Genomic DNA, 15,713 nt, shown 5'->3' on the forward strand with positions numbered 1-15,713 from the left:
CTCGCTCGAAGTCGCAGTTTTGACTCGCAGTTTGAATGAGGAGGGTCCGCGGCCCGCGAGACAGCGAAAGGGGAGCCGCTGGAGGCCCCGCTCCGAAACGGACAACCTCGACACGGCGACACCCGGAGACGATAGCGAGAAGATCACCCCGACCCGCTCTGTCTGCTGATCGCTGTCAGGCACACAGAAAGGGCGTTTTCAAAAATAATTTCATGTGCTAATGTCGCTCACAAGCATGATCCGAACCAGAGCGACATCGGCACTCCTGATCCTGGCACTCGCCACGGCAGGCCTCGTCGCGTGTCGCGCAAAACCGGAACAGACAGGAAAAAAAGATGCCAGGGGGCCGGTCCTCGAGGTGAAGCAGAAACTCGCGGCCCCCACCCTGGCCCTGCCGCCACAGGAGGCCAAGGAGGCGCCCAAAAAGGAGGCCGGGCCGGCCCCAGAGGAACCGGCGCTTGGCCCAAGGACCTCGCCCGCCGAAGCGCCTTCGGGTCGAGAGCCTCCCAAGGGACCGCTCGCCATGCCGGCGGCCCCCGGCGAACTTGCGCTCCCGCATGCCAGGTTAGAGGGTGATGTTTCCGCGTTGCCCGCTCCCGCGCTATCCCCTTCCGAGGAGGCCCCGAAGGAGGCGCCGGAAGCGATACGCTATGAGCCCAGGCTCGTGACATCCAAGACCAACGTCAACCTGCTCATAGACGCCTCGGGAAGCATGTCCGCTCCCCTCGGCATATCGGCCGAGTCCAAGTTCGACGTCATGCGCAAGGCGCTCTACGGGGTCATCTACGAGATGCGCCAACAGCAGGCCGACTTCCCCAGGAACATCTCGATACGCCTCTTCGGCGCCGGCTACGACGCCTCGGAGAACAACTGCGAGGATTCGTCGCTCGCCGTGGGCATGGGCGAGCCGGACGCTGATGCCATACGCGCATCCCTGGACAAGGTCGTGCCCAGGGGCCAGAGCCCGATCGCGTACGCCATCTCGCGCGCCGCGGACGACTTCCCGGGCGGTCTCGCGGTCGAGCGCGTGATGGTGCTCGTCGCCGACGGTTGGGACACCTGCGAAGCGGACCCGTGCTCCGCGGCGGGGGCGATAGACGCCGGGCCAGTCAAGACCGCGATAAACGTGGTGGCCTTCGACGTCTCCGCCGAGGACCAGCAGAAGCTCGCCTGCATAACTGAGAAGACCGACGGCCGGCTCTTCGTGGCCCGCAACGAGGCGGAGCTGGCCGCGGCGCTCGACCAGGCGATAAACTCCACGGTCCCGTACAACCTCAAGCTCTCGGCCCAGGCCGGCGGCATGCCGCTGCCGTTCACGGTCGACATCTACGAGGCCGGCACCAGCAAGGTCGTGCGCCACGGCGAGAGCCTCGGCACCAAGCTCCTCAATCTGCCGCCGGGCACCTACGACATACTGATCGAATACACCGGCTCTCCCGAGCCCAAGAAACCCTCGAAGATGCTAAAGGGCGTGGAGATCCTCGCCACCACCAGGGTCGAGCAGACGATAAACTTCGATCTGGCCAGGGTATCGCTCACCGCCCTCTCCAGCGAGGGCAGGGCCGTGCCGGCGATATTCAAGATAACGAGGGACGCGGGCAAGGAGGAGATCGCGACAATAGAGACCGAGGCCGCGCCCATCTCGATCTTCCTGCCGCCGGGCACGTACGACATGGCGGCGGACCTTGTGGAGGCCGGCCCCGAGGCGTTCACGGTCGTTGAGCTGGGGGTGAAGGTCGGCCCGACGGAGCAGCCCGAGCTTTCCTTCGTGTTCCAGAAGGGCACGCTGGCCATAAAGGGGGTAACCACGCTGGGCCAGCCGATCCCGTTCATCTTCCACGCCTTCAAGTCGGGCACCAGGGACCTTGTCGCATCGGGCGCCCTCCCCTCCGAGGGTGGGTCGGCCCAGCTGGCGCCGGGCAACTACGACTTCATAGTCATGGGCGAGGATCCCGGGATGATCGCGAGCCCGCGCACGAAGATCGGCGGGGTGGCGATAAAGGCGGGCGAGACCACGGAGCTGACCGCCATATTCGAGATGGGCACCGTGAAGCTCTCCGCGATCGACGGCAAGGGGAACCCCGTCCCCTCGGAGTTCATCCTCAAGGACGAGGAGACGGGGCTCGAGATGATGCGCGCGGCGAGCCCCGCCGGGGCGCCCGCGGAGATCTCCGTGCCGCCGGGCACCTACTCCGTCACCGCCTACAGCACCAAGTCGATACTCGAGCCGAAGCCCTCCGTCACCGAGGAGGGCCTCGTCGTCGCGGCCAACCAGCCGACCTCGAAGGTGATACAGTTCGTGCTCGGGACGCTGAGGCTCCGCGGCCGCAACGTCAAGGAATCGCCTGTCAGGACCGAGTTCACCCTCTACAAGGCCGCCTCCGACGAGGTCGCCGCGAAGGCGCCGCCCTCGAACGACTGGATGGTCTTCGACCTCTCCCCCGGCCTCTACGACGCGCTGGCGGTCGACATGACCCCCGTCACCGGCGAGGGGAACGTCACTCCCATGATCTGGATCCGCGACATCAAGATCGAGGACGGAAAGACGGTGAGCCACGAGGCGATATTCACCGCGGGCAAGCTCAAGATCATCGGGCGCGGGGCCAACAACAGGATCATAAGCTGCAGCTTCAGGGTGTTCCGCTACGCCACCGACACGCCGCTCATCACCGGCCAGACGACCAACGACTGGGAGATATTCGAGATCGACCCGGGCAAGTACTACGTTGAGGCGAGCTACTCCTCCGAGGAACAGGACGTCACCCTCAAGAAGTGGGTCAACCTGGACGTGGGCGAGAACGAGATCGTCGAGCTGGTCCTGCGGTTCTAAGTCACCCAAGCAACACCGTCTTACTTGGGTCAATCCGGCAATGTGTAGGTCTTCTGTTTTCCTTCGACGTGCAGGATCTGCGTGATGATCGCGGCAGCCGCGGCGGAGACCGAGCTCGTCTCCGGCTCGAGCTCCAGCGAGATCCCGTCGCGGTCCAGCGCGATCGCGGCGAGCCCGAGCTTCGCCAGCAGCCCGTCGCCCCCCCTCTCGAACTCGAAGGTCGCGGGCACCGGTATCATGATCGGCTCGCCGTCGGCCGAGAACGCGGAGAGCGCGAGCGAGAGCTTCTCCGAAAGCTGGGAGACGAGGCTCGATGCGGGGACGGTGGTCGCGTTGCTCCCGGGCATCGGCGTGAGAACGAGCCTCGTGCGGTCCGCAAGGATGCGCAGCGGGAGCGCGAAGGCCGATTCGTCCGAGGGGTCGGGGAGCGGCTCGCCGATCTCGACTGCCGCGAGCAGCGTCATGTCGAGGCTTATGACCTGGCCGTTCCACGGGTCGGGATCGGAGGGCCTCATCGACCGTATGACCGGAGTTCCGTCCGCGCCGACCTGCACCGCAGGGTTTCCGTACCGGTCCGGCTCGACCGAGGGATCGATCTCGAGCGCGTAGAACGAGAGGGAGAGCCCCCCGAGCTCCACGGAGAGGACGGGGCCGCGCGGCTCGTACGCCGGGGCCGCCTCGCCCCCGTCGGACTTCGCCACAGGCGGGAGCTCGTGCGGCTCAACCGCCGCGACCCTGGCGCCCAGCGCCCTGTTCGCGCGCACCGCTATCATCAGCGGGTGGCTGCCCTGCAGATAGCCGTAGGTGGTGAGCGCGGTGCCGAACATCTCCGAGACCCTCGGCCTTATGTGGCAGAGGGTCGGCTTGTCCTCGTTCCCCTCGCCCGGCTCGAAGGCGTCGCACTCCTCCACGAAGTCGAAGCCCATGCCCTCGAAGAACAGCTCGTGCACGTCCACGTCCAGAAGGCCCCTGTGCGCCCTGCCGTCGCCCTGCGCCGTCGCGGCGAAGATCAGGGCGCCCGCCGCGTCGAGCGCGACCGACACGCCCGCGTCGCCGGCCGCATCGGAAGGGGTTGCGAACGAGCGCTCGCCGAAACCCTCACCCCTGATGATCCCCGCGGAGGGGATCTTCGCCCAGGCCGGCGTGTGCGAGTAGATGGAATGGGCCCCGACCGCGAGCCCCGCGTCCGCGAGGACCCCCGAGGGGAAGAGGTCGATGGAGCTGCCCGGCATGAGACCAAGCGGGACGGTCACGCCACGGCCCCCGCGCCTGCCGGCCGGGGCGGACAGTGACCCGATGGACAGCGCCGGGATCTCGGCCCCGTCGCGCAGGAGCCCGGTGAGCGCGGCGGATCCCCCGCAGTAGATCGCCTCGTTCAGCGAGTCGAGCACCTTCTCGTTTATCACGCCGGTCTGCGCGTTCAGCGAGTTGATCGCGGCGCACGCCTCCTTCGCCTTACCTTTCGCCAGGTCCATGTCGCACCTGACGAACCCTCCCCACGAGTTCGCGCCGCCCACGATGTTCTCCGGTATCAGCGCGGCCGGGATGTGCTTGCAGTAGCTCCCCGCCTTGTAGTCGCAGTCGTCGTGCGGGCTGCTCAAGAGCAGCATGGGCATCCCGTCGCCGTCGTCGGCCTGCTCCAGCGAGATGTCGAGCAGCGCCTTGCGGAACGAAATTATGAGCGGCAGCGGGGGCAGGTCCTTGTCCGGGACGAGGTCGATGCCGATCTCGGCGTCCTTCAACGAGGCGGCCAGCGCCATCGTCCCCTCGCCGAACTCGAGGCCCTTGATGAGCGCCTCGCCCAGCGCCGGGCTCCCCCTCAGCTCCGCGGTGAACCCCTCGATGCCCGCCGAGCTGCACTTGGGGACCGCTATTTCGTTCCCATCGCCGTCCTGGCCCCCGCCACCGCCCATGCCCGAGAGCATCTCCCCGATCAGGGCGTCCCTCTCGTCCGAGGCGAGGAAGTTGTTGATGAACGGGAGCACGATCACCCTGGCGGTGCGGGAGGGGATCGCGATCTCCACGGCCGACGGCACATCCATGGCCCCGCCGCCCGCGTGCGGAGAGAGTATCTTGCCCCAGCCGAAGGTCCAGGCGAACTCCTCCATCCCCGAGGCGGCGGCGATCGTCGCCACGTTGATCCCGACCCTCGGGTTCAAGGTGAGGGAGTACGCGCCCTGCGGATCGGGGCACACGCCGATGGGCGCGTCCCTGTTGAAGCGCACGTCGACGCACCCGGTCTCGCCCGCGATCCTGAACTTCCAGTGCATCGCGGGGTAGCGGTCCATGTCATACGACGGAAGCGGCTCGGGCGAGAGGAAGGTGATCCCGTCCACGGTCTCGCCCGGGCCCGTGCCCTGGAAAGATACGGGGCCGACCGAGGGGCACGCCCCCTCGACCGCGGCGTTGCAAGCCCTGATCGTGAGCGAGTTCTGTCCCGCCCCCACCGGCACCCCTATGGAGAAGAGCCCCTGCCCTCCCTGCTCGACCGTGGAGGCGCACTCCACGCGCCTTGTGTTCCCGTCCGGACCGGTGATCACGTTCTCCACCGACACCTCGACTCCGTTGGTGGAGGCGCCGATGAAGTCGCAGAACTGGCAGCCGGAAAGGAGCGAGACCGAGACCCTCACGTGCGAGGCGTCGGTCGAGGGGGCGGCCCTCACGTCGGGATCGAGCTCGACCGAGGAGGCGTCGAGGGACGGCACCTTCACGCGCGAGATCCTGACCTTGCGCTCCGCAGAATCGCCCAGGACACGGCTGGCCGCCACGGAGACCGTGTAGGGCCCCGCCTCGGGCAACTCCACCCGCGCGCTGAATCGCCCCTCGGCGTCGATGCAGAACGGCGACTGCCCTGCAGCGGGGCCCCAGCACCCGGCCGTTGCGGGGCTCGATGTGTCGACCGCGGTTATCCTCTTCGTGTAGTCGCTCTGCGCCGCGATCGCGATGCCGGCGAGCACCGACGAATTCCTGTCTATCGTTCCCCTGAGCACGAACGAGGCGCCGTCGACCCCGCCCGGCGGGGTGCTCACGCACAGAAAGCCCGACCCCACCTCGCACTCGACGCGCGGAGGCTCCTGCGGGGCCTGGCACAGGCCCGGCGTCGAGGTCGTGACCGAATGGGGCGTGCTATCATCTGCCCCTTCGGGCCCTCCACCGCCTTCGTCCGCGGGCCCGCCCTGCGCGCCTATGGCCATGGTGCGCCACACCGCGGCAGCCCTGTTCAGAAAATCGCCGACGCCCGCGTGTGCGCGCAAGGGGGCGGCAAGGAGGCAAACCATCAGGGATGCGACGGCGAATATGCGCACTCCGGCATCTTTCATATGACCTCAAAACCCTTCCCTCTCCCTTTATGGGAGAGGGTCCTCCAGCCATAGGCTGGAGGGGGTGAGGGCGACAACTGCGATCGCAGTCACCCTCCCCCTACCCCCTCCCATCAAGGGAGGGGAAAACCCTCTAATGCAGAGTTTTATCGGAGGGTAGCCGGAAAAGTTGCTCGAAAAAAAGGCGCGACATGTCAAAAAGATGACGCACGGCGCTGGCCTGCCGCATATTGCCGCCCCGGGGTGCCACGGGCATCTTCCGCCCATGACCGCCGATTTGACGCAACTTTCCCGGAGGGGTGCCGATAAGCAGCCGATGAAGATCCCCGCATATATAATGATACCCCGCGGGCTCCTGGCCGCGCTCATCGTGATCGCAGCGGTTGCGGCATCGGGCTGCAGCGGCGAGGACTACACCCCGGTCTACTTCCCCCCGCCGGGCGACGGCGAGAAACAGGGGCCCGACCCCTCGGTGTCTGGCAGGGCCTGCACCCTCTCGTTCACCTCGCGGCTGTGCGTGAAGATAAAGGGGGACAACATCGAGGTCGGGCTCTCCGACGACGACGCCCTGTGCACCGAGGTCCCCCCGTTCCCGCTCCACATCTCAGGCTCCGCCGTGACCATTGAGGGCAGCGAGTTCCCCGACATGGAGATCGAGGGGCACGGGCTGCCGGCGCCCATCACCATCAACGCGCGCGGAGACGGCGACGGCAGCGGCAACACCGGGACCGGCACCGTCGACGCGGCGGGCAACATGAAGATAGAGGGGTTCTCGCTCTACATCGTGGCGCTGGGCATAGTGGGCGAGGTCCCCAGGCTCACGTTCACCACCGGCGCCACCGAGGAGCTCGAGCACCTGCCCTCCATATCCGGCTCCCCTCCGGACGGGGGCGGAGCGATGACGCTCGTGACCGCGACCACGCTCGGCCACATAATCGACGCCGCGGACGAGTACCTCCTGGGCGCCTCGCTCACCGCGAGCTTCCGCGGGGCAGTGACCCCGACGCTGGCCGAGTGCGGAGGCGACTCGGAGAGGACCTTCGAGGTGCAGAGGGTCGCGATATCGCCCGAGGGCAAGCAGACCCTTTCGGCTCTGCCGGACGGAAAGCTCATGGAAATCGGGAGGGGGACCTTCATCGCAGAGGACGAGTTCGACGTGGGGCCGCGCTTCGAGGCGAGCGACAGGTTCAAGGTCACCAACGCGAGCTCGAGGGCACAGGCGATCGCCATACCGCCTCAGAAGGGGCCGTTCCGCCTGAGCTCCACGATCCCGCTCTCGGGCCAGATCTCGCCGCAGCAGTCGTTCATGCTGACCGCGAGCTTCATGCCGACATCGAACGACGCGCAGCCGGGCAGGATCATCGAGACGATAACGATCGGGCCGGACGCATTCCAGCTCGCGGCCACCGCCCTGTCGAAGTCGGGCAGCGCCGGGTTCGACGTGATCGCGGAGGACGGGGCGGTCGTGCTCCCCGAGACCGACCGGATCGACGTGGGCGAGGCGGCGGTGCCGGCCAACGCGGAGCGCCGCTTCTTCAACTGCCAGAAGATATCGTGCGAGGGCGGCGAGGCGTTCACATCGTGCGGCCCGTGCCCCGATCCCGCGACCATGCCGTGCGAGTTGCTCCAGGTCTCCACGGAGGGCAGGCCCATGGCCGAGGTGGACGCCGAATGCAACCCTGTCGACCCCGACGCGACCCCGATGTACGCGATCGACCTCAAGGGATCGTCTGACCTGGCCATCTCCGGCCGGAAGCAGGTGATCGCGCTCCGCAACAAGGGCGTGAAGGACATGACGATAAAGTCGGTCACGATCGAGGAGGCGCCCGGGAGCCTCTCCACGGGCCAGTTCAAGCTCCCGCCCGGCGCGATATTCGCGGCCGACGACTTCTCGAAGGTGCAGGACGAGGTGAACGAGGCGCTCGCGGGCGGCGCCGCGCAGGGCACCCCGCTGCCGTTCGCGCTTCCTCCCTACCAGCCCGGGTACCAGCAGAGGAGCGCCTACATAGTCGTGACCTACACGCCCAGCGACCTCGTCGGCGCGGACGGGGCGCAGGCCGGAGTCGGGAGCTCGGTGAAGGACCGTGCGATACTCAGGATAACCACCGACCTCGGCGACATCACCGCGGAGGTCTCGGGCAGCACCACGATCAGCGAGTCGCCGGCGCTGGAGCTCCACTTCAGGACCGCGAGCGGGACGAAGCACGTGGCGGACGGGGGGGAGTTCCCCTTCAAGGGGATCACCGCCCAGACCGTGGACGCCGCGGTCCCGCTCTTTTTGCGCGTGCCCGACACGGCCGGCTCCACCGTGCGCGTGACGGGCATATCGGTGTCGGGGCCCGACGCCGCCAACTTCCGCTGGCTCGGGACCGCCGAGGAGATCGCTGCGGTCAAGCCGCCGCCGGGCAAGGGGATGCGCTGCTCGGTCCCCACGGTGGACGGGGAGACCGGAGATCTCGTCAGCGAGGAGTTCGACCTCAAGCCGGTATCGATCGCGCCTCCCGGCTTCGACATCGCGCCCGGCGCATATTCGACCGCGACCATGCCCCTCATGGGGTGCGTGGACTTCCACCGGGGCGAGGGCGAGGCGGCGAAGCGCCTCTTCGAGGGGGAGGTCGCCATCGACGCGGTCGAGCTCGCGCCCTCGGGGCTGCCGAAGAAGAACCCCGACGGCAGCGAGCAGAGGATGCGTTTCGCGGCGAAGCTCATGGCCGCCATCGAGCCCCGCTCCGGGAAATTCGTGCTGCGCGTCACGCAGACCTCGGCCGCCATGCTCAACCCGCAGTTCCCGGGGCTGTCCGCCATCTCCTCCTACGACGACATGAAGGCGGCCGCCGGAAAGGAGCCCGCGCAGGCGGACCTGCAGCTCTTCACCGGCGCGATGGTCCTCGACCCGTTCGACGAGATGACCATAACCTCGGGCGACGCGTCCAGGACCCTCTCGGTCCCGAACGACGGGGTGACCGCGGTATTCCGCATCGTGGACACCCACCCGGTGTCGCAGGACTACTCCGAGGAGGCGCTGTTCGACTACGCGAACCTCATCCACGACTCGCTGCTGCCCGCCGGGAGCCGAGGCGTGTACGAGGACTACCCCAACGTGCCGGAGAACGCCCGCGCCAACGGCTGGCGCATCTACACCTCGACGCTGTCGTACCCGGGGCCGCTGGCTCCGCCGGCGAAGGTCCCCAACAACCCCTCGGACTGCGTGGTGGTGAACCCCTGCGACCCCGAGCAGCTCAAGCTCTTCACCGAGGCGGGCGCCGGCGCAGGCAAAGGCGCGTGCGCGTTCTTCTACGCCTCGGGCGGCCGCTACGACAGCCCCGCGTTCCACACCGCGGCGGAGATGGAGGGCGGAGAGTACACGAACCTCTGCAAAAAGGTCGACAAGCCGCAGGCGCTGATCGACATCGACACCGGCCGCTTCTCCGTGGACGGCGAGATGACCTTCGAGGAGGCGGGCATGCGCTTCTTCGGCCCCACCTACTTCCACAACCCGGGTGGCCCCCTGGGATCGAAGCCGGCGATGGACGCGGTCTTCCACCTGGCGTTCACGACCGGCGTGCTCAGGCCGCGCTCCTCCGAGGCGGACCTCGACCTGATCCCGGACGAGAAGGTCGACGTGGCGGGCGGCGAGCACAAGATAAACCTCAACGACCCCTCGCTCGCCACGCCGCCGATCTGCGAGCAGAACACCGGAAACTGGATCGTGGGCGACAAGGCCTACAGCAAGTGGCGCTACCTCGAGGGGCTCCTCTTCAAGGACGAGGAGGGGACCATCCCCGCCGGATGCCCGGAGCAGGGCAACGGCTACACCGGCGGCCAGGCGTTCCTCAGGGGAAAACCGGTGGACCCGGAGACAGGGAACGTGACCGTGGTCGCCGCGGCCAAGTTCGGCTCCAGCGACGAGCTCACCTTCGCGTTCAAGGACGTGATGATGTTCATAGTGCTCAACGGCTGGTTCTGCGACCCGGAGGGGAGCGAGGAGCTCCTCGAGGGTCCGCGCTGCTTCGACCAGACGTTCAACGAGCGCGACGCCATGTCGCAGAAATCGATAATCGCTCAGTAATCGGGGATCAGCGATCGAGGATCGGTTGATGGCAAGTCGAGTAACGAGTAACGAGTCACGAGTCACGAGTAACGAGTCACGGAATTCATGAGCGAACCTGTCATCATATCCGCGCCCGCGGAAAGCCCCACGGAGCCGTTCTCGGATCGGTGGGGCCTCTACGCCCGCTACGGGCTGCGCGTGCCGCTTTCCACCTCGGTCACCGAGGGAGGGCTCGGCCACACCTTAGGGCTCGGGCTCGAGATCGCGGAGAACTTCGAGGAGAGATACGCCCTCTCCATCGAGGTCCCGTTCGGCACCACCGAGCAGAAGATCCTGCCCACGAGCGGGACCGCCGATCACGACCACCGCGCTCTCATGATCGGGCTCGGCCGCTTCACCCGCAGCTATCCCCGCTTCGGCGGCGACGGCGATTTCCGCGCCGCCCTCACGGTCGGCACCACGCCGCTCGTCGGCTTCGGCAGGTCGGAGATCTCGCGCGAGACCGTAGTCGTCGACGGCGAGAGGTTCGAGTTCGACGACTCCGGGGCGCGGACGTTCGACATCGGGACCAACTACTTCCTGGGCGGCGAGTTCAGGCCGTGGGGCCGCGGCCCCGTGCTCTCGCTGGGGCCGGCGCTCCACTACGGCCTCCAGTACGAGGGGGAGGGCTCGGAGTTCAACCGCATAAAGCTCGAGCTCATGCTCATGGCGCAGATCGGTTACGGCGACGGGAGCTCGGTGTCGCGCGAGGAGTCGGAGGGGGAGCTGGGCGCGCTCGGTATCACGCAGGGGCTGTACTCGGTGGTCCACGCGTTCCTGCAGAGGATCATGTACGACAAGGCGGTGGGAAGGCCCATGGAGGCGCTGGAGGAGTACGGGCTCCTGGACGACGGCGGCTCAGGCGACCGCGGCAGCATGGCCGACGTGCCGCTTTTGTCGGCGGGGTCCGCGTTCCTGGCCGCGAACAACCCGGCGATGACGCCGGCGCTCCGCTCGGGGGAGTTCGGTTTCTGGGGCTTCGGCGCGCTCGGCGCCGCGGGCGGCGTCTACTTCCTCGCCGCGGGCAGCGACTCGGCCAAGGCGGCGGGGCTGGCGGACCTGCTGGGCGCGGCCAGGCTCGTCTCCTACTCGTTCGCGGGGATCAACACCCCGGTCAAGAGGCTCGCGATGCTGCCGGAGGAGGTCGAGAAGAGGCAGATGTCGATCAACCTCGCCTCCTACGCGCTCAACTCGGCGGTCATGCTCATCGGCGCCGCGGCGGGAAGCGACGTGGCCATGGGCGGCGGCGCGGGCGCCAACGCGGGCGTGTCCATGTCTCCCGACCCGGTCGAGTCGACGACGGTGGAGCGGACCGACATCGGCTACATCCCCTACACCGCCTTCTTCGGCAGCGAGCGCAACGGAAACCGCGCCGGCATCATCGTGCACAAGAGCTGGCACGACTTCCCTGCCGAGAGCTTCCAGCTCTTCTCGTCGGTGATGCTCGTGTCGCCCATGCTCACCCTGGGCAACATCGGGAACATGCCCTCCGAGGACGAGCCCTACGACTCGCCCATGCTCACGAGCGACGTCTCGGGCTCGCTGGGGCTCGAGTGGAAGACCACCTTCACCAGGCTATCGCTGGGGATCGACACGAGGGCGGTGTCGGGGAGCTCCGACTCCAGCGCTGGGGTGGGCGCGATCGCGGGCTTCGACCTGATCGTCCCGTTCAACGGCGAGGAGGACGGCTCGGGCATCGTGCTCGGCGTCCGCGGCACCGCGCACAAGCTCTTCCCCGGGGGGTCGCAGGCGGAGATCTCGCCTGTGGCAGGGGTCACCTTGCACTTCTAAAACCCGTGACTGGTGACTAGTGACTGGCGGAATAAAACAGGAAACCCGTTATTTACCGCTAGTCACTAGTCACTAGTCACTATTCACAGTACAGCGCCTTCGTCACGATATAGACCGCCACTTCGCTTTCCACCATATCCCTCCAGCCCGGATCGCCGGATGCTATCCGCTCCCTGATCTGAGTCGAGCTCACGTCTGCGATCGGCGAGCCGGGACCGCGCGGTATCTTTATCAGATCGACCAGCGCCTTGAGCTCGTCGAAGCGGTGCCACTTGTCGATCTCCGCCTCCACGTCGCCGCCGGCGACGAGGGAGAACCTGCTGTCCGGATTGAGCCCGATGAGGTGCTCGACCGTGCGCAGCGTCCTGCTCTCCCCTCCGAGCTGACCCTCCACCTCGCTCACGCTCACCGGCAGGCCGGGGCGCTCGAAGGCGAGCCTCGCCATGGCCAGCCTGTGCTCGTAGGGGGCCAGCTCCTTGCCGAACGGGTGGAGAAAGCAGGGAACGATGAGGACCTCGTCCGCCAGCCCCTTCGTCAAGAGCCACTTGACGATCTCCGAGTGGCCTATGTGCGGCGGGTTGAAGGAGCCCCCGAATATCGCCACCCCCCTATTTTCCACCCCTGCCTTGACCGCCATATCGCCCCCTTGCAAAACACCCTGCAAAAACTAATATATAACCCATCCATGAAACTCAACCGCGTTCTCATAGTCGAAAAGACGGCGGCCGACGAGAGGCGATCCGGCCGCGCACGCCGAGCGTCTGCCTCGGAGAGGGAGCGGTCGTTTGCGCTGGTGGCAGGGGCGCTCTCCTCTCGCGGCATCGACTTCCGCGTGGCACCGCGGTTCGACATCCCCAGGGTCCGCGGGTTCGACCTCGTCGTCACCTTCGGAGGCGACGGCACGTTCCTGGCCGCTGCCCACGAGGCGAAAGAGGTGCCGCTGCTCGGCGTGAACGCGGCGCCCGACCACTCCGTGGGCTTCTTCTGCGCCGCCACGCCCGACAGCTTCGGCAAGGCGCTGGGGCTCATCGTCTCAGGCCGGGCGAAACCCAGGCGGGCGCCGCTCATCGAGGTCTTTTGCGGCCGCCGCGCCCTGCCCTGCCTCGCGCTCAACGACCTGCTCTTCGCGGGCTCGTCGCCCGCCGAAACCGTGCGCTACACGATATCGGCCATGGGCAGGCGCGAGCGGCAGAAGAGCTCCGGCATCTGGATATCGTCGGGCCCCGGCTCCACCGCGGCGATCAGGTCCGCGGGCGGCAGGCCTCTGGGCACCTTCTCCCGCAGGCTGCAGTTCGTGGTGCGCGAGCCGGCGCAGGATCCGGGACGCCGTTTCGCGCTCACGCGGGGGGTTCTGCCCGAGGGGGACTCCATCGCCATAGTCCCGGAGATGCGCACCGCCCGCCTCTATATCGACGGCCACTGGCACGCCTACCCCGTGAAGGCGGGCGCAAGGATCGTCTGTCGCCTCTCCCGCCGGACCTTGCGCATCTTCCTTTGATAAACATGCCGGCAGTATGCGCGGCGACGCGAGCCAGAATTTGAGGCCCCTTTTTACAGCTTCATCGGAAAAAGGGTCCTCAAATTGTGGCGGGAGGAGCCGCCAATACGATATCCCTTGCCATGTGAACGCCCTCCGTCCTAGATTCGCCGCATGACCTGGATGATACCGTTTCTGGCCGGCCTCGCAGCCGGCCTCGCCGTGCTCGCGATCCTCTGGTCCTCGTGGAGGGCGAAGAGGCAGCTGCTCGAGGAGAGGCTCTCGGACGCGCAGCGCAGCCGCGAGGAGTCGGAGCGGGCGATCGCCGACCTCAAGATCACGTTCAAGGGCATCTCCTCCGAGGTGCTCAAGGAGACCCGCGACGAGTTCCTGAAGCAGGCGGAGCCCAGGATCAGCGAGCACACGCGGCCGCTGGCCACGGCGCTGGAGCGCTACGAGCGGGCGATCGCCGAGATCGAGGGCAAGCGCGAGAAGGCCTACGGCGGCATCTCGAGCATGCTGGAGATGCTCAAACAGGGCCAGGCCAGCCTCACGCGCGAGACAGGGTCGCTCGTCTCGGCGCTGAAATCCCCCACCGCGCGCGGCAAGTGGGGCGAGGTGACGCTCGAGCGCGTGGTCGAGGTGGCGGGAATGTCGCGCTACTGCGACTTCGATAAGCAGCGCGAGGTCGCGGGCCCGGACTCGAAGCAGAGGCCCGATCTCGTGGTGCGGCTGCCGCGCGGCCGCTCGGTGGTGGTGGACGCGAAGGTCCCGCTGACAGACTACATGAGGGCCATGGAGGCGACCGACGAGGGCGTCCGGCAGTCGGCCATCGCCGCGCACGCGAAGGCTGTGCGCGAGCACATGAGGCTTTTGGGCCAGAAGAACTACTGGGCCCAGTTCGACCCGACCCCCGACTTCGTCGTTCTCTTCCTGCCCGGCGAATCGTTCTTCTCGGCCGCGCTCGAGAAGGACCGGGATCTCATCGAGGACGGGATGCAGAGCCGCGTTGTGCTGGCCACGCCCACCACCCTCATCGTGATGCTCAGGTCGGTGGCCATGAGCTGGCAGCAGGAGCAGCTGGCGGAGAACTCGCAGAAGATCTCGGAGGCGGGAAAGGATCTCTTCGAGCGCTGCAGCACCTTCGCAAGACACTTGAACAGCGTGGGCCGCGGGCTGGAGACGGCCATCAAGAGCTACAACAGCGCGGTAGGCTCGTGGGAGTCGCGCGTCATCCCCGGCGCGCGCACGCTCAAGGAGCTGGGCGCGGTGCGCAGCCCCGACGCCGCGCTGCCCGAGGTGGAGCCGCTGCAGACGATCCCCAGGGAACTCGCAGGTTCGACGACCGAGGGGTGACACAAAAAAACCGGGGCGCGATGGGCGACCCGGCATGATCTCAATCTTCAGCTGAGATCTTCAGACCTTGACCGTGAGATTCATGAATCTGCTGGCCGCGTCCGCTGCAGCTTGTCTGTCATTTCCCGCCCTGCTGATCCTCGAGTACACGGAAGTGAACTCCTCGTTTCTGACAACGTATATCAACCTGTACTTCCTGCCCTTCGGTACCGACTCCTCCCGCACGAACTTGTATCCGCCCTGCTTGTTCAGAAATTCCAGGGCCTTCGTATCATCCTCGTGGAGCTGATATTCCACCTTCATCTTCTGGCCGGCGAAACCCTGCGAGAGCTGGATCACCTCGGCTCCCTTTGCGCCGGGCCTCTTCACGATCTCTTCCATCGACTGCGGCTCGCGCGAGAAGACGAGCTGGCGATTCACTTCCCACCACTTGTTGTCATGGGTTTTATAGAGGGCGCGCGCCTCGATGATCTCCTTTGATTTGTTCGGATCGTCGGACGCTATCTCTAGATGACTCAACGCCGTCTGGTACTCGCCGATATGGTTGGCGTAGGCATCCATCGCCTTCCTCATGTCATCGTAATTGTCGGCCTTGACCGCGTCAGCGTACCTGCGCTCGATCCTCGGCAGCCCGTCCTCGAACTTCTTTTTTGCCTTTTTGAAATCCTTCAATGCCTGTTTCCACTCCGCCGATGCTGTCGCAGGGGCTGAAGCGGGCGTTGGCGCTGCCGTCGCTGCCGCCGCCTTTGCGGCGGCCTTCTTTTCCTCCTGAGCTTTTTTCTGCGCCTCTGCCTTCGCAAGCGCATCCGCCTTCTTCTGCGCCTGCTCGGCCCTCTTCTGTTCATCGGC

General features: G+C 66.8%; 8 protein-coding genes. 5 read left to right on the plus strand and 3 right to left on the minus strand.

What is annotated here, in order from left to right:
* Nucleotides 1-358: 358 nt before the first annotated feature.
* A complete protein-coding gene (locus JXA24_02640) occupies nucleotides 359-2,830 on the plus strand; it encodes a VWA domain-containing protein (protein ID MBN1282656.1) in 2,472 nt (823 codons plus the stop codon).
* Nucleotides 2,831-2,859: 29 nt separating this feature from the next.
* Here JXA24_02640 and JXA24_02645 read toward each other — a convergent pair whose 3' ends face one another.
* Entirely contained in the window at nucleotides 2,860-6,150 is a 3,291-nt protein-coding gene (locus tag JXA24_02645; protein MBN1282657.1) for a hypothetical protein, read from the minus strand.
* A 316-nt stretch (nucleotides 6,151-6,466) separates the two neighbouring features.
* On the opposite strand from JXA24_02645, the gene JXA24_02650 reads away from it, so the two are divergent.
* Together JXA24_02650 and JXA24_02655 are read left to right on the plus strand one after the other, a co-directional pair.
* The gene (locus tag JXA24_02650; GenBank protein MBN1282658.1) at nucleotides 6,467-10,219 is read left to right on the plus strand and encodes a hypothetical protein; all 3,753 of its coding nucleotides are present in this window, start codon (nucleotides 6,467-6,469) and stop codon (nucleotides 10,217-10,219) included.
* Nucleotides 10,220-10,306: 87 nt separating this feature from the next.
* Entirely contained in the window at nucleotides 10,307-12,031 is a 1,725-nt protein-coding gene (locus tag JXA24_02655; GenBank protein MBN1282659.1) for a hypothetical protein, read from the plus strand.
* Between the two features lie 79 nt (nucleotides 12,032-12,110).
* Here JXA24_02655 and JXA24_02660 read toward each other — a convergent pair whose 3' ends face one another.
* Nucleotides 12,111-12,668 (minus strand): nicotinate-nicotinamide nucleotide adenylyltransferase, encoded by a 558-nt coding sequence (locus tag JXA24_02660; protein ID MBN1282660.1) that lies wholly within the window; start codon nucleotides 12,666-12,668, stop codon nucleotides 12,111-12,113.
* Nucleotides 12,669-12,716: 48 nt separating this feature from the next.
* On the opposite strand from JXA24_02660, the gene JXA24_02665 reads away from it, so the two are divergent.
* On the plus strand, nucleotides 12,717-13,529 hold the full coding sequence (locus tag JXA24_02665) for an NAD(+)/NADH kinase (protein ID MBN1282661.1): 813 nt from the start codon (nucleotides 12,717-12,719) through the stop codon (nucleotides 13,527-13,529).
* Between the two features lie 153 nt (nucleotides 13,530-13,682).
* Complete coding sequence (locus JXA24_02670) at nucleotides 13,683-14,864, plus strand: DNA recombination protein RmuC (GenBank protein ID MBN1282662.1); 1,182 nt, start codon at nucleotides 13,683-13,685, stop codon at nucleotides 14,862-14,864.
* Nucleotides 14,865-14,924: 60 nt separating this feature from the next.
* On the opposite strand, the gene JXA24_02675 is transcribed toward JXA24_02670, so the two are convergent.
* Nucleotides 14,925-15,713 (minus strand): hypothetical protein (locus JXA24_02675; GenBank protein MBN1282663.1); only part of this gene is annotated, 789 nt, incomplete at its 5' end.

Source organism: Pseudomonadota bacterium, assembly GCA_016927275.1.
Taxonomy (GTDB): Bacteria; UBA10199; UBA10199; order 2-02-FULL-44-16; family JAAZCA01; genus JAFGMW01.

Coding starts and splice junctions, on each gene's coding strand:
- JXA24_02670 (MBN1282662.1), top strand. CDS start 13,683: ATGACCTGGATGATACCGTTTCTGGCCGGCCTCGCAGCCGGCCTCGCC.
- JXA24_02650 (MBN1282658.1), top strand. CDS start 6,467: ATGAAGATCCCCGCATATATAATGATACCCCGCGGGCTCCTGGCCGCG.
- JXA24_02665 (MBN1282661.1), top strand. CDS start 12,717: ATGAAACTCAACCGCGTTCTCATAGTCGAAAAGACGGCGGCCGACGAG.
- JXA24_02645 (MBN1282657.1), bottom strand. CDS start 6,150: ATGAAAGATGCCGGAGTGCGCATATTCGCCGTCGCATCCCTGATGGTT.
- JXA24_02655 (MBN1282659.1), top strand. CDS start 10,307: ATGAGCGAACCTGTCATCATATCCGCGCCCGCGGAAAGCCCCACGGAG.
- JXA24_02660 (MBN1282660.1), bottom strand. CDS start 12,668: ATGGCGGTCAAGGCAGGGGTGGAAAATAGGGGGGTGGCGATATTCGGG.